The sequence below is a fragment of the Arthrobacter saudimassiliensis genome, assembly GCF_059090665.1.
In genome coordinates this window covers 487,977-501,828 of the sequence record NZ_JBNHFX010000001.1, presented here as the reverse complement: position 1 = coordinate 501,828, position 13,852 = coordinate 487,977, and the positions used below count along the sequence as shown (strand labels likewise).

The 13,852-nt window shown below is 70.5% G+C and carries 14 protein-coding genes; 4 read left to right on the top strand and 10 right to left on the bottom strand.

Features of this window, described 5'->3' with window-relative positions; all coding sequences use genetic code 11:
- Window positions 1-88: 88 nt before the first annotated feature.
- The 9 genes from AC5RV6_RS02275 to AC5RV6_RS02235 form a co-directional block, all read right to left on the bottom strand.
- Window positions 89-727: a dihydrofolate reductase gene (locus tag AC5RV6_RS02275; RefSeq protein WP_494005657.1), complete on the bottom strand. Its 639-nt coding sequence runs from the start codon at window positions 725-727 to the stop codon at window positions 89-91.
- Window positions 728-738: 11 nt separating this feature from the next.
- The gene (locus AC5RV6_RS02270) at window positions 739-1,542 is read right to left on the bottom strand and encodes a thymidylate synthase (protein WP_494005656.1); all 804 of its coding nucleotides are present in this window, start codon (window positions 1,540-1,542) and stop codon (window positions 739-741) included.
- A gap of 77 nt (window positions 1,543-1,619) precedes the next feature.
- Window positions 1,620-2,030, bottom strand: coding sequence for a GntR family transcriptional regulator (locus tag AC5RV6_RS02265; protein WP_494005655.1), 411 nt, complete (start codon window positions 2,028-2,030; stop codon window positions 1,620-1,622).
- Window positions 2,027-3,829 carry a hypothetical protein gene (locus AC5RV6_RS02260; RefSeq protein ID WP_494005654.1) on the bottom strand — a complete coding sequence of 601 codons (1,803 nt, stop codon included), beginning with the start codon at window positions 3,827-3,829 and terminating at the stop codon, window positions 2,027-2,029. Before AC5RV6_RS02260 ends, AC5RV6_RS02265 begins: the two co-directional genes overlap by 4 nt.
- Window positions 3,830-3,943: 114 nt before the next feature.
- Complete coding sequence (locus AC5RV6_RS02255) at window positions 3,944-4,468, bottom strand: ferritin (RefSeq protein WP_494005653.1); 525 nt, start codon at window positions 4,466-4,468, stop codon at window positions 3,944-3,946.
- Window positions 4,469-4,525: 57 nt separating this feature from the next.
- A complete protein-coding gene (locus AC5RV6_RS02250; protein WP_494006608.1) occupies window positions 4,526-5,488 on the bottom strand; it encodes an NUDIX hydrolase in 963 nt (320 codons plus the stop codon).
- A 65-nt stretch (window positions 5,489-5,553) separates the two neighbouring features.
- A complete protein-coding gene (locus tag AC5RV6_RS02245; RefSeq protein WP_494005652.1) occupies window positions 5,554-7,779 on the bottom strand; it encodes an RNA degradosome polyphosphate kinase in 2,226 nt (741 codons plus the stop codon).
- Between the two features lie 106 nt (window positions 7,780-7,885).
- Window positions 7,886-8,848 carry a mycothiol synthase gene (gene mshD / locus AC5RV6_RS02240; protein WP_494005651.1) on the bottom strand — a complete coding sequence of 321 codons (963 nt, stop codon included), beginning with the start codon at window positions 8,846-8,848 and terminating at the stop codon, window positions 7,886-7,888.
- Window positions 8,849-8,905: 57 nt separating this feature from the next.
- On the bottom strand, window positions 8,906-9,622 hold the full coding sequence (locus AC5RV6_RS02235) for a winged helix-turn-helix transcriptional regulator (protein WP_494005650.1): 717 nt from the start codon (window positions 9,620-9,622) through the stop codon (window positions 8,906-8,908).
- A 146-nt stretch (window positions 9,623-9,768) separates the two neighbouring features.
- Here AC5RV6_RS02235 and AC5RV6_RS02230 point away from each other — a divergent pair, with 146 nt between their 5' ends.
- From AC5RV6_RS02230 to AC5RV6_RS02215, 4 genes are all read left to right on the top strand, one after another.
- Window positions 9,769-10,515 carry a hypothetical protein gene (locus AC5RV6_RS02230; protein ID WP_494005649.1) on the top strand — a complete coding sequence of 249 codons (747 nt, stop codon included), beginning with the start codon at window positions 9,769-9,771 and terminating at the stop codon, window positions 10,513-10,515.
- A gap of 295 nt (window positions 10,516-10,810) precedes the next feature.
- Window positions 10,811-11,410 (top strand): heme-binding beta-barrel domain-containing protein, encoded by a 600-nt coding sequence (locus AC5RV6_RS02225; RefSeq protein ID WP_494005648.1) that lies wholly within the window; start codon window positions 10,811-10,813, stop codon window positions 11,408-11,410.
- Window positions 11,411-11,449: 39 nt separating this feature from the next.
- Window positions 11,450-12,547 carry a CAF17-like 4Fe-4S cluster assembly/insertion protein YgfZ gene (gene ygfZ, locus AC5RV6_RS02220; protein WP_494005647.1) on the top strand — a complete coding sequence of 366 codons (1,098 nt, stop codon included), beginning with the start codon at window positions 11,450-11,452 and terminating at the stop codon, window positions 12,545-12,547.
- A gap of 100 nt (window positions 12,548-12,647) precedes the next feature.
- Entirely contained in the window at window positions 12,648-13,094 is a 447-nt protein-coding gene (locus AC5RV6_RS02215; RefSeq protein WP_494005646.1) for an ankyrin repeat domain-containing protein, read from the top strand.
- Here AC5RV6_RS02215 and AC5RV6_RS02210 read toward each other — a convergent pair.
- Window positions 13,091-13,810 carry a GNAT family N-acetyltransferase gene (locus AC5RV6_RS02210; RefSeq protein WP_494005645.1) on the bottom strand — a complete coding sequence of 240 codons (720 nt, stop codon included), beginning with the start codon at window positions 13,808-13,810 and terminating at the stop codon, window positions 13,091-13,093. The genes AC5RV6_RS02215 and AC5RV6_RS02210 overlap by 4 nt on opposite strands.
- Window positions 13,811-13,852: the final 42 nt, after the last annotated feature.

The window sequence follows — 13,852 nt, the reverse complement described above, 5'->3', positions numbered from 1 at the left end:
CATCCGGTCTGTCGGTTACGTCTCTGTACGCTGCGGGCAGAGGGTCGGCGGCGGACCGGCAGAGGTTCCGCCGGCCCGGCCGGCCTGCCTATTCGGCGGCGTCCTGCCCGGCCCTGGTCCACAGGGCGAACCGGTAGTTCAGGCCGTTCGCGGAGGTGTGCCAGCCGCTGGCGGGATTGACACCGACGAAAGTCCAGTCCGGGCCCAGCCGCGGGGCGAAGGTGTCCCCCTCAGCGGTCGTGTCGATGACGGTGACGACGGCGACGTGCGCCAGCGCTGCCGTCTCTTCAAAGAGGGCGGACCCTCCGATGAGCCAGATCTCGTCGCCGCCCGGGCTCTGCCAGGCGGTGTCCAGCGCCTTGTCCACGGAATCGACGACGACGGCCCGGCCGTCCAGTTCCGTCCCCAGGGCAGGGGAGGACGAGACCACGATGTTGGTCCGCCCCGGCAGCGGGCGGTACTGCTCCGGGAAGGACTCCCAGGTGCGCCGGCCCATGATGACGGGGTGGCCCTCGGTCACGGCCTTGAAGTGGGCGAGGTCCTCGGGCAGGTGCCAGGGCATGCCGCCGCCGGCTCCGATGACGCCGTCGGCCGTCTGCGCCCAGATCATGCCGATGACGGGGCTGGGTACCGGCTCACCCTCGCGGGCGAGGGCGTCGGCCAGGGTGAAGTCGTCTGCCTGGTCCCCGGCGGGCACGGGAAAGAAACGTGTGGGTTCAGTGGGCACGGATAGTCCTTTCAGACCGCGATCGGGGCCTTGATGCCGGGGTGGTGCCGGTAGTTGAGGACCTCGAAGTCCTCCAGCCGGTAGTCGAAGATGCTCTCCGGGCGCCGGGCCAGGCGCAGCTGCGGGTACGGGAACGGCTCCCGCGTCAGCTGCTCGTGGACCTGGTCCATGTGGTTGTCGTAGATGTGCACGTCGCCGCCGGTCCACACGAACTCGCCGGGCTCCAGACCGGTCTGCTGGGCCACCATCAGGGTGAGCAGGGCGTAGGAGGCGATGTTGAACGGCACGCCGAGGAACAGATCGGCGGAGCGCTGGTAGAGCTGGCAGGAGAGCCGCCCGTCGGCGACGTAGAACTGGAACATGGCGTGGCACGGCGGCAGCGCCATGTTGTCCACTTCGGCCGGGTTCCAGGCGGTGACGATGTGCCGGCGCGAGTCCGGGTTGCTGCGGATGCCGTCGATGAGCTTGGCGATCTGGTCGATCTGCCCGCCGTCGGGGGTGGGCCAGGAGCGCCACTGCACACCGTAGACGGGGCCCAGCTCGCCGTCGTCGTCGGCCCACTCGTCCCAGATGCTCACGCCGCGCTCCTGCAGCCACCGGACGTTGGAGTCTCCGCGCAGGAACCAGAGCAGCTCCAGGGCCACGGACTTGAAGTGCACGCGCTTGGTGGTGATCAGCGGAAAGGACTCCGCGAGGTCAAAGCGCATCTGCCGGCCGAACACGCTGCGGGTGCCGGTGCCGGTGCGGTCGGACTTCTGCGTTCCGTTCGCCAACACGTCGCGCAGCAGGTCTTCGTACGGGGTAGGAATGCTCACCCGGACAGTCTAGTTCAGGAAGCTGGAGGGCTGCCGGGGGCCTGCCCGTCGGGCACGGCGGTCCCCGGGCCGGCCGGTCATGGCGCCTCCGGCGAAGGCGTCAGGGGGCGGGTGCCCTGCGGGCCCAGCGCCCGCCGGAACATGGCCAGCAGCGTTTCGTCGGGAACCTCGAGCGCCCGGCCGAGCTGCGCCGCCGCCGCAATGGCAGCCTCCAGGTCCGCCGTGGGCGGCTTCGTGTCCGCAGGCACCGCGGTCACCACCGTGCCGCGGCGGCGCATGGCGGCCACGACGCCCTCGGCTTCCAGCTCCCGGTACGCCCGGCCCACAGTGCCGGGGGCCACACCCAGATCGGCGGCCAGCATCCGGATGGTCGGCAGGCGGTCGCCGGGCCGGAGAACCCCGGCGGCTGCGAGCTGCACCACCTGCAGCCGGATCTGCTCGTACGGGGGGATGGGGGAAGCGAGGTTGATGCTGATGCGGGCACTCACGGAACCGCCCCCGGCCTGCCCGCCGGCGGCGCCGGTGCCGCGGGCCGCCCCTCGAAATGGGACGGGCCGAAGGGGCGGAACACGATCACCAGCGTCACGAGGAAAAGCACGGTGGCACCGCTTCCCAGAGCCTGGAGCAAAGGATCGAGCCATTCCAGCAGTGGAGGAAGCCGCGCGTCGTCGGCGTACATCGACTCCTGCTGGTTGCCCAGCATGGCCAGCAGGATCCCCAGCGCGCCAACGTTCACTGCGGCCGCGGTGCGTGCCAGCCGGCTCAGGGCCACCCGGCGCAGGCGGGCGGCGGTCAGTGGCGCGTCATGAAGGATCGGCCGCCGTTCCTCGATGCGACGGCAGAGCAGGCACAGCAGCGGGACGAGGACGACGGTAAGGACCAGGATGGTCGTGGCGGAAGGATCCTGGAAGCCGTGGATCGCTCCGGGCCGGCCGAGGGGGGAATAGTACTGTTCACGGGCGGCACGCACGTGCGGTTCAAGGAGCACAGCGGCGCAGGCCAGGCCGAGTACGGCGACGCCTGCCGCCGCCGTAATCCATGACAGCCACCGCGGCGGAGCCGTGAACGAACGCTCCGCTGCCTGTGGGTCGCGGTGCCCGGCACCGGGACCTGCGCCCTGTGCCCAGGCCCCGCCGGCTGCCGGTGTCCCGGCCGGCGGGTCTGCCGCCGCGTGCCCTGCGCCGGCCAACCTGCCGAGGCGGAGGGCGCCCGTGAGCCATCCTGCCAGGTAGGCGCCGGCAGCCGCGCCGGGTACCGCAGCCCAGGAGGCAGCACGGTCCGGTCCAAGTGCGACCACCGCGATCACGGCAACGTAAGCCAGGGCCGGGCCGATGACTCCCGTAGTCAGGCTGATCTGCACAGCCCGGACGGCCGTGGGCGTCTGCTCCGCCGGCCCGAAACCCTGCGCCGCGGAACCGTTCGCGGGCTGCCCGGGTGCCTGGCCGGATCCGGTTCCGTGGCCAGCGCCGGCCAGGGGCACGGCGGGGGCGCGGCGGAGCAGCAGGATCCCGGCCAGCGGGGTCAGGATCAGGGCGAGGCCCGCCATGACCCCGGAGAACACCGGGACGCCTGTTTCCGCAGCGGGCCACGGGTAGTTCGAGTAGAAGACGCCTGCGTTCCAGAGCAGCAGGAGGCACAGCAGGGACCCCACCCGAAGTGCGCGGTGGGCGGACGCCCGCCGCAGGGCTTCGTCCACATCCTCCGCTGCGCCGGGAACGGTTCCCCGGACGGCGATGAGTTTCAACAGGGCCGCCGTTCCGATGACGGTGAGCACCAGCCACGGCCCCCAGCCGATCAGCAGCAGCGGTTTCGGCCCGGCGGGCGGCAGGAACGCCGTCAGCAGCAGGAACACCAGGTCCACGGCGGCCAGGAGGGCGAACACCACGCCCATGTAACGAGGGACGTACCCTGCCGCGCTCCGGCGCCGGAGTCCGGCGGAACGCACGGATCCCCTGGGCCGGGGCCAGGTGACCTCACCGACGGCAAGGATGGCCAGGGCGGTTATGACAGGGACGCCCAGCTGGAGCAGGGACGAGTTCCAGCTGAAGTGGCCGTTGAACCACAAGGCCGGGAAGCCCGGGCCGCCGGACTGCAGGCCGGGCACCAACATCTGGAGCCAGCCTGCAGCCACCAGGCCGGCGAGTCCGATCCGACGGCTGTACCGATCGGCTGCTGACGCTACGGCAGCCGCATCAGTTCCGGCACGCGGCCGCACGGCCGCGACGGTCACGGCGAGCACGGCGGCCCAGAACAGCGCGCCCAGCACCGTGGCGAAGAATGTCGGCATCGGCCCCCCAGCCTCTGAAGCAACGGCAATGTATCAATGTGTCAATCATTTGCCACAAACGAGGGGAGGTCAAGGGGGTGATGCCGCCGGCGGGCCGCCGGGGCCCGGACGGGTCTACAGGGCGCCGCCTGCAGCTTCCGGTGCTCCCGGGTCCTCGCCGCCGTCGCCCACGGCCTCGCGGGCCATGAAGTTTTCCAGGTCAAAGAGGTTCTCGGCCCGGCGCGCCACCGTCAGCAGCGTGCTCATCGAGGCCACCTCCTCCACCTGCTCCTTCAGGAACCACAGCATGAACTGTTCGCCCAGGGCGTCGCCTTCGGCGCGGGCGGCGGCAAACAGGGCCTCGATCTGGGAGGTCACCTGCTTCTCCTGCTCCAAAGCCATGGCGATCGGCTCCACGACGTCGCCGAAGTCGTTGCGGACCTCCGGGATGCCCGGAATGCGCACGGGCAGGTCCCGGTCCAGCATGTACTGGACCAGCATCATCGCGTGGTTGCGTTCCTCCACGGACTGGCGGTAGAAGTGGCGGGCCAGTTGGGGAAGGTCCTGCCCGTCGAAATACACCGCCATGGCGGCATACTGCTGGGAGGCGGCGAATTCGTTGCCGATCTGGGCGTCAAGAAGGTCATTAAAGGAGCTCATGGCTTCACCCTAGGCAGCGGCCGCGTCCAGCGAAAGGACGGATAGGCTTCGCTAAGCTCAGTCGTCGAAGGCCCTGTACTGCTCCAGGGAGAGGACCGTGGACGGGTCCCGCCGGCTGACCTGGCAGATCACTGCCTCACCGGGCGCCAGATACGGGTCCTTCTTCGGCAGCCCTTCGGCCATGTCCGCGGGCATGTGCCCGGCCAGGACCTCGAAGACCAGCGGCAGCACCGGCCGGTGGGTACACAGCACCACCGGCTTGCCCTTGTCGAACAGGGACTCGACGGCGGCACGGGCCTTGCCCGGTTTGCGCCGGGCATTGTGCTCGGTCACCGCGTCCACGGTCTTGAACCGCGGGTTCTCGGACTTCACGTAGGGGCGCACCGTCTGCACGCAGCGCACCCACGGGCTGGTCAGCACCCGCCCGGGCCGCCATGCCAGCAGCAGCCGCGACACGGCCTTGGCCTGGCGCAGCCCGGTTGCCACCAGCGGCCGGTCGCCCTCGGCCCGTGACCAGGCGGAACGCGGCTTGGCCTTGGCGTGGCGCACGATGATCAGCGGAAAGGTGTCCAGCCGGCCGGCGTCGAACGCCCGGACTAGGGCGTCCAGCGGTTCCCGGTCGGTCGGGTTCGTCAGCAGGGTCCGGGCGCTGCCCGGATCCTGCCACCGTGCCTCATCGACTTCCCTGCCGTCCGGTTCGGGCCGTCCGCGCTCAACCTTGGCCGCCCAGTAGTGCACCACCTTCAGCCCGGAGCCCACGAGGTAACGGGTCGAGGGCAGGGGAACGCCCAGCCGGATCTGCAGGCCCACTTCCTCGCTGACCTCCCGCACGGCGCACTCGGGGGTGGTCTCACCGGCGTCGAGCTTGCCCTTCGGCCAGGACCAGTCGTCGTACCGGGGGCGGTGGATGAGCAGCACCTGCAGCGCCCCGTCCCGGATACGCCAGCACAGCGCACCCGCAGCCACGACCTTCGGCTCCCCGCCGAGGGGCTCCGGGCCGGCTGCGGGCACGGGAGCCAGCGGGACGTCGTCCGCGGCCGCGGGGGCGGCGGTGCCCGGTTCCGGCTGCTGCCGGGGTTCGACGGTCACCGGCGGCTTCCGGTGCGCTGCCGGGAATGCTGGGCCAGCAGCCAGGACTGGACGTCGCTGAGCGGAGTGCCGTCGGGGTCCTTGTGGTGCCGGGTCCAGATGCCCTTCTCGTCCAGGTGCCAGCTGGAGGTGCCCGGATCCAGGTACCGGTCCATCAGCTCGATCAGCTCGTCGATGTCCTCCTTCGCGCGCAGCTGCACCAGCGCCTCCACCCGGCGGTCCAGGTTGCGGTGCATCATGTCCGCGGAGCCGATGTACACCACCGGATCCCCGCCGTTCGCAAAGGCGAAGACCCGTGAGTGCTCCAGGAACCGGCCGAGGATGGAGCGTACGGTGATGTTCTCGCTCAGCCCGGGCACGCCGGGACGCACCGAGCAGATGCCGCGGACGATGACGTCCACCTTTACCCCGGCCTGGGAAGCTCGGTAGAGGGAATCGATGATCGCCTCATCGACCATGGAGTTGACCTTGATGATCACCCGCGCGTCGAGGCCGGCCTTCCGGTTCGCGATCTCGCGCTCGATCCGGTCGATGAGCCCGGAGCGGACGGAGCGCGGTGCCACCAGCAGGCGCTTGAACGTCGACTTCGGCGCGTAGCCGGAAAGCTGGTTGAACAGCTTCGTCAGGTCCTCGCCGACCTGCTCGTTGGCGGTCAGCAGGCCCAGGTCCTCGTAGTACCGGGCCGTGCGGGGGTGGTAGTTGCCGGTGCCGATGTGGCAGTAGCGGCGCAGCCCGTCCACTTCCTGGCGCACCACCAGGGAGAGCTTGCAGTGCGTCTTGAGGCCCACGATGCCGTAGACCACGTGCACGCCGGCCTGCTCCAGCTTCCGCGCCCAGGAAATGTTGGCCTGCTCGTCGAAGCGCGCCTTGATCTCCACCAGGGCCAGGACCTGCTTGCCGGACTCCGCGGCGTCGATCAGCGCATCGACGATGGGGGAGTCGCCGGAGGTGCGGTAGAGGGTCTGCTTGATGGCCTGCACGCGGGGGTCCGCGGCGGCCTGCTCCAGGAACGCCTGCACCGACGTCGAGAACGAATCGTAGGGATGGTGCAGCAGGATGTCGCGGCGGCGCATCGCGGCGAACACGTTTGCCGGCTTCGAGGTTTCGGATTCCTTCAGGTGCGTGCTGGTGTGCGGCACGTGCTTGGGATAGTGCAGGTCCGCCCGGTCGATGTCGCTGATCCGGGAGAGCCCGCGCAGGTCCAGCGGCGCCGGCAGCGCGTAGACCTCGTCCTCCTCCACGCCGAGCTCACGGACCAGCAGCTCGCGGATGCTCGGGTTGATGTCGGTGGTGACCTCCAGGCGCACGGGCGGGCCGAAGCGGCGCCGCAGCAGCTCCTTCTCGAGGGCCTGCAGGAGGTTCTCGGCGTCGTCCTCCTCCACCTCCAGGTCCTCGTTGCGGGTCACCCGGAAGGTGTGGTGTTCGACGACGTCCATGCCGGGGAAGAGCTGGTCGAGGTGCTCGGCGATCACGTCCTCCAGCGGAATGAACCGCGCGGTGCGCCCGGCCACGTTGCCGGCCCGGGCGCCGTCGACCGACACCAGCCGGGGCAGCTGGTCCGGCACCTTGACCCGGGCGAAGAACTCCTTGCCGCTGACCGGGTTGCGCACCACCACGGCCAGGTTCAGCGAGAGCCCGGAGATATAGGGGAACGGGTGGGCCGGATCCACTGCGAGCGGCGTCAGGATGGGGAAGACCTTGGAGGCGAACTGCCGGTGCAGATACGCCTTGGACGCGTCGTCGAGCTCGTCCCAGCTGACCAGGTAGATCTGCTCACGGGCCAGGGCGGGGCGGATCTGCTTGGCGAAGACGTCGGCGTGCCGCTGCTGCAGCCGGTAGCCGGCCTCCATGATCTCCTCCAGCTGTTCCACCGGGCTCAGCCCGGCGGCGGAGGGAACGGCCAGCCCAGTGGCGATGCGCCGCTTCAGCCCGGCAACCCGCACCATAAAGAACTCGTCCAGGTTGGACGCGAAGATCGACAGGAAGTTGACCCGCTCCAGCAGGTAGAGGTCCGGATCCTCGGCGAGCTCGAGCACCCGGGCGTTGAAATGCAGCCAGCTGATCTCGCGGTCGAGGAACCGCTCGGGGGTGATGTCCCCGCTGGGCAGCAGGGCCGGCCCGAAGTCGGGCAGGTCGATGCGGTCCTGGGTGGCACGCGGCGCTGACATCGCATCGGCCGAGCCGAAGCCCGACCGCGCGTCGGCGGCGATATCGGAGTCCATCTTTTCTCCTGACTGCTGGCGGCATGGCCGGCACGGCCCGGGGCGCGGAGGCCCGGGCCGTGCGGCCCTCACCTCAACATTACAAGCGACGCGGTTCGGTGGACGGTTACTGCTTCGCGTACATCACGTCGACGTCCCAGCGCACGAACCCGAGGCGGCGGTAGAGGGCGACGGCGGGCGCGTTGTCGGCGTCCACGTACAGCATGATCGACTCCAGTCCCGCCCGGTGCAGGTGGTCGATCCCGGCCAGCGTCAGCGCCTTTCCGAGCCCTGTGCCCTGAGCATCGGGCACCACTCCCACCACGTACACCTCGCCGACGTCGGGATGTCCGGCGGAGCCTGCGTGCACCTTGGTCCAGTGGAAGCCGAGCAGCGCGCCGTCGTCCTCCCGCACGGCCAGCAGGAAGCCGGCCGGGTCGAACCAGTCCTCGGCCATGCGGGCATCCAGGTCCGCACGGGTGAGGCTGCCCTGCTCCGGGTGGTGCGCGAATGCCGCGGCGTTGGCGGCCAGCCAGGCCTCCTCGTCGCGGCCGGGCTCGAAGGCGCGCAGGGCCGTCCCGGGCGGCAGGACCGGCGCGGGCAGCGGTTCCGTCAGGGAGGACCGGGTCAGGCGCATCTTCCACAGTTCGCGGACCGGAGTGTAGCCGAACCGTGCGGCCAGCTGTCCTGCCGCTTCATGGTTTCCGTGGGACCAGGCCTGGGGGGCCGCCCCGGTCGCCAGCACGGCCGAGGCGAGTGCGGTTCCGGCGCCCTTGCTCCGGTAGGCCGGGTGCACGGCCAGCTCCGCCACGGCCGGGCCGTCCCCGCCGGGGACGAGGACGGCGGCGCCGGCCAAAGGCGCACCGGAGGGCCGTCCGCCGTCGTCGGGACGGCAGACGAACAGGTGCCCATGGAAGTCGGGGGAGCGCAGGTCCAGCAGGGTCTGCTCGGAGAAGGGCGGGTTTCCGTCCGCCTCCCGGGAATCCTCCGCCAGCCGAAGTACCTCCTGCAGGAGCTCGGGTGCGGGCGCTCCGGCGGATTCCTCCACGGGCCAGTTGGTCAGATCATTGGTGGCAGTCGGCTCGCTCATTGCAGCAGCCTAGCGCGGGCGGCGTCGGAGGCGACAGGCCGCCGGGCAGCGGCGGGATCAGCCCTTGGCGTCGCGGCCTGCGCTGCTCACGGGATCCTCCGTCAGGCGCGGCCGGGCGAACCGGTAGCCGACGTTGCGCACGGTGCCGATCAGGTTCTCGTGGTCCGGGCCCAGCTTGGCGCGCAGCCGCCGCACGTGGACGTCCACCGTGCGCGTGCCGCCGTAGTAGTCATAGCCCCAGACCTCGTGCAGCAGCTGGTCCCGGGTGAAGACCCTGCCCGGGTGCTGGGCCAGGTACTTCAGGAGCTCGAACTCCTTGTAGGTGAGGTTCAGGGCCGTGCCGTTGACGCGGGCCGTGTACGAGGCCTCGTCAATGACGACGCCGGAGGCATGGATCTCGGTACCGGTGTCGCTGGCGGCGGCGGTGGCACGGGCGATGAGCAGCCGCAGCCGGGCTTCCAGCTCCGCGGGGCCGGCGCTGTCAAGGATCACGTCGTCGGCCTGCCAGTTCGCCGCCACGGCCGCCATGCCGCCTTCGGTGAGCACCAGCATCAGCGGGGTGCTCAGGCCGGTGGCCTTGAGCAGCTGGGTGAGGGAACGCGCCCCGACGAGGTCGCGGCGTGCATCGACGAGGACGGCGTCGCAGGGATCGGTATCCAGCAGCGCAGTGGGTTCCGCGGGCACCACGTGCACCTGGTGGTTGAGCAGTTCCAGGGCGGGCAGGACTTCGACGGACGGGCCGGAACCGTTGGTCAAGAGCAGTATGTGCGACATAGGTCCTCCAAGAGTCGGGGCGCACATCGTCGGGCACTGTCTGAGCCCGGTCCTCGCCGGCCTGAGAGTGGTTGAAAGTATACCCACGCCGGGTCGGATGCCCCGTAGCTTTCGACCCATCCGCGTCATAAGGCAGGATGGCTAGGGTGAAATACTGGAGCCTGGCACTGGGGACGGCCGCTGCCCTCGTCGCGGTCGTTGCCGCATCCTTCTGGAATGAATGGGCGGTGGCAGGCGTCAGCGCCGCCGCCGCGGCCGCCGTCGGGCTGGCCTGGCCGCATCTGCTCGACATTCCCGCCCGGAAGAGCCAGGGCGCCGCCCTGGCCCTCGTCGGAGTCGGTTCCGTCGCCGGGGCGGCCTTCGCCCCGCCCACCTCGCTGATGTCCTGGATGCCGGCCGCCGCCGCCGTGGGAGTCGGCGCGATCTTCCTGATCCAGCTGCTGCGCGGCACCGGACAGGCGCACCGGCTGGAATCGACCATCGGCGCCGTTTCCGGGGCCCTCGTCGTTGTCCTGGGCTCCGGCTGGGTCGCCCTGGACCGGCTGCCGCACCTGGCCGACGGCGAACCGCTGGCCGCGGTGGCCGGCGCCGCCGGAGCGCTGGTGGCCCTCGCGGCGGCCATGATCCCCCTTCCGGACCGGATGCTGGCTCCGCTGGGGGTGCTGGCCGGGGCCATCGCCTCCGGGCTGGCCGCGGTCCTGCTGGATTCCTCCGTACTGCTGCCCTGCGCCGTTCTCGGCGCCGTGAGCGCAGCCGTCATCATGGCGGTGCGCCGGCTGGTGCTTTCCCGGGACGAGGCCCTGAACCTGGGCGGCAAGGTGGCCGTCGCGCTCGGACCGGTGCTGGTGCTGGGTGCGGGCACCTACTTCCTGAGCCGGCTGCTGCTGCCCTGACCATGCACTCCCGGGACCGCCCCGGGACCTGCACTCTCCTGCGGGCGCGTGTCACAGGCAACGGGTCCGCTCCAACTCCACGCTAGGATGTAGGCATGTCGCTTCTTGCTCTCGAAATCTTCTTCATCGTCCTGCTGGGTCTCGCCGGCCTGGGTATGGCCGGCTTCGCCGGGCTCGTCATCTCCCGGCTGTACAAGGGACAGAAGTAACCTTCTTCCCCTGCGCCCCGCCTGCGGGCCGGACAACCGCATAACGGCGCCTGCGCGGCGCGAACGACCGAAGGGACGGATCAGCAATGCCCATGGAAATCCCCACCGATCTGACGCCCGAACTGGTTCCCCTGTCCTGGCTGCTGGGCACCTGGGAGGGTGCCGGGCGCCTGGGCGAAGGCGAAGCCGACTCCGAGCACTTCGGACAGCGGGTGACGTTCAGCCAGAACGGGCTGCCGTACCTGCAGTACACCGCCGAAAGCTGGCTCACCGACGAGGAAGGCACCTTCCTGCGTCCGCTGGCCGTGGAGACCGGGTTCTGGGCGCTGGACCGTCCGCTCAACGAGGCCGACGCCGGCCCGGGCCTGGTGCCCGGAGACATCGTCCCGGCGCTGCGCAGCGCCGACGAGGTCGAAGCCCTGCGCAACGACAACGGCGGGTTCGACATCACCGCCACGATCGTGCACCCCGGCGGCATCGCGGAGCTGTATTACGGGCAGATCAAGGGCCCGCAGATCCAGCTCACCACCGACCTGGTGATGCGTGGGCAGAACTCCAAGGAGTATTCGGCTGCGACGCGCATCTTCGGGCTGGTCAACGGCGACCTCTACTGGCGCTGGGACACCGCCGCCGAAGGCGAGTCCCTGAAGGCGCACGCCTCCGCCATCCTGAAGAAGCAGGCCTGAGTCGGGATTACCCGGACGCACCGGAGCGTTGGACCTGTTATGACGTACTCCAGCCCCCTGCTTTCCCGCCCCGGCGCCGTTGAGGCCTCCGGCCCCGACGCCGGCGTCGCGGCCCACTACGGCCGCCCCCTGCCCGAACAGCGTGCCCTTGCCGCGGGGCAGGCCGTGGTCGACCTGTCCCACCTCGGTGTGGTGACCGTGGCCGGTCCGGATCGGCTCAGCTGGCTGCATACGCTGTCCTCCCAGCAGCTCACCGGCCTGGCCCCCGGCACCTCCACCGAACTGCTGCTGCTCAGCGTCCAGGGCCGCATCGATTACCAGGCGCGGGTGCTCGACGACGGCGAGCGGACGTGGCTGATCGTCGAACCGGACCTCGCGGCGCCGCTTGCGGCGTGGCTGGAGTCCATGAAGTTCATGCTCCGCGTGGAGGTCGCCGATGTGTCGGCCCGGTGGGCCGTCCTGGGCAGCACCGTTCAGGTGCCAGCCTGGTCGGACGAGCTGATGTGGACGGATCCCTGGCCCCGGGTCGCTCCGGGCGGCTGGGCCTACACTGCGGTGGCGGAGGAATCCCATCCCGGCCACGAGCGCAGCTGGCACGAGTATCTGGTGCCGGCGGACAGGCTGGAGAGCTCGGTGGAGGCCGCCGGGCTTCCGCTGGCCGGCAGCATGGCCGCGGAGGCGCTGCGGATCGCCGCGTGGCGGCCCCGGCAGGGACTCGACACCGATGAAAAGACCATTCCGCACGAGCTGGACCTGCTCCGCACGGCGGTCCATCTGTCCAAGGGCTGTTACAAGGGACAGGAGACCGTGGCCCGCGTCCACAACCTCGGCCACCCGCCGCGGCGGCTGGTGTTCCTGCAGCTGGACGGTTCGCTGCACACCCTTCCCGCCGCTGGCAGCGAGGTCGTGGCCGGCGAGCGCACCGTCGGCCGGGTGACCAGCGCCGCCCAGCATTACGAGATGGGCGCCGTGGCGCTGGCCGTGGTCAAGCGGTCCACCGATCCGACGGCCACGCTCCAGGTGCGTGACGGTGAGGAGATCTACGCCGCCGCCCAGGAACTGATTGTCGCTCCCGACGCCGGACAGGTGGTCGGGCGCCCCGCCGGGCTGCTGCGCGGGGTCCGCACGCCGCGCTGACCGTCGTGCGAAACTGGTAAGCGCAGGGACAGCAGCCCGCCCGGACGGGCGGCACGCGGAAACCGCCGCCGGAACGGCGCGGTGAGGAGAGGACCGATCAATGAGTGAGCATCCGGACACCGGGGCCCGGGTCCCCGCCGGCGGCCCGAACGAAGATGAGCAGATGCTGGAGCTGGCGGCACGCCTGTTCGACGCCGCACGCGCCGGCCATGCCTCCGTTCTGGTGCCCTACCTCGACGCCGGCGTTCCGGTGAACCTCACCAGCTCGACCGGTGACACCCTGCTGATGCTCGCCGCGTACCATGGCCATGCGCCGCTGGTGGAGCTGCTGCTGCGCCGCGGCGCCGATCCGGACACCCTCAACGACCGGGGCCAGTCGCCCCTGGCCGGAGCGGTGTTCAAGGGGTACTCGGAGGTCGTGGAGGTCCTGGTTGCCGCCGGCGCGGACCCCGACGCCGGCACGCCCTCCGCCCGCGAGGCGGCGGCGTTCTTCAACCGCCCGGACCTGGCGGCCCTGCTGGGCGCCGGCCCGGCGGAGCAGGCCTAGGCTGCCGGCAGGGCGACCGAGGCGCGCAGACCGGCCGCTATGAATCCGCTGCTCACGGCCGTGCGGGCGGCGCCCACATTTCCGGATTCCACCCGCCACTGAGGGATCAGGCCCGCCGCCATGGCATCCTCCACAGCCACCGCGCTGATGTAGCTGCCCAGTCCGCGGCGGCGTACGGCCGGCGCCGTCAGGACGGACATGTCCGCCAGGATCCCCTCGCTGAGCGAATAGCCGGCCCCGGACAGGACCCGTTCCTCCCCGGCGGAGTCATCGACCAGGGCGAACACCGAGTCCCGCGCGCTCAGTCCGGCCTCGGAAACGTCGTCGGGCGGGCAGAGCCGCTCAAGCGCGCTCACCAGCAGGGGATCCTCGCCCACCGCGTAGTCCTCGGCGGGGAACAGGGTGGGAAACGTATCTGCGAAGTACAGCAGCTCGGTGCCCAGCGCCCGCCCGCCCACGTCGTGCGAAAGCCGCATGAGGGTGGAGCCGCGGGTCAGTTCCGACAGCGATTTGGACCGGACGTACTCGGCGGCCCACTCCGGCCCGCAGAACACCTCCCGCCCGAACAGACGGACGAAGGAAAGCCGGCGCGGTTCGGCGGTGACGTGGTAGATGCGCTCGTTCGCGTCGGCATCAGCGAGGGCACCGTCATCGAGGCCGAGGCCCCGGGACCATGCCAGCTGGATGATGGCGATTGTTCCCGGATCAAGATCCATAGGTGCCAACCTACACCCGCAGGCTGTCCGTCACGGGAAACC

Coding starts and splice junctions, on each gene's coding strand:
- AC5RV6_RS02260 (WP_494005654.1), bottom strand. CDS start 3,829: ATGCCGACATTCTTCGCCACGGTGCTGGGCGCGCTGTTCTGGGCCGCC.
- AC5RV6_RS02255 (WP_494005653.1), bottom strand. CDS start 4,468: ATGAGCTCCTTTAATGACCTTCTTGACGCCCAGATCGGCAACGAATTC.
- AC5RV6_RS02245 (WP_494005652.1), bottom strand. CDS start 7,779: ATGGACTCCGATATCGCCGCCGACGCGCGGTCGGGCTTCGGCTCGGCC.
- mshD (WP_494005651.1), bottom strand. CDS start 8,848: ATGAGCGAGCCGACTGCCACCAATGATCTGACCAACTGGCCCGTGGAG.
- AC5RV6_RS02235 (WP_494005650.1), bottom strand. CDS start 9,622: ATGTCGCACATACTGCTCTTGACCAACGGTTCCGGCCCGTCCGTCGAA.
- AC5RV6_RS02225 (WP_494005648.1), top strand. CDS start 10,811: ATGCCCATGGAAATCCCCACCGATCTGACGCCCGAACTGGTTCCCCTG.
- ygfZ (WP_494005647.1), top strand. CDS start 11,450: ATGACGTACTCCAGCCCCCTGCTTTCCCGCCCCGGCGCCGTTGAGGCC.
- AC5RV6_RS02215 (WP_494005646.1), top strand. CDS start 12,648: ATGAGTGAGCATCCGGACACCGGGGCCCGGGTCCCCGCCGGCGGCCCG.
- AC5RV6_RS02210 (WP_494005645.1), bottom strand. CDS start 13,810: ATGGATCTTGATCCGGGAACAATCGCCATCATCCAGCTGGCATGGTCC.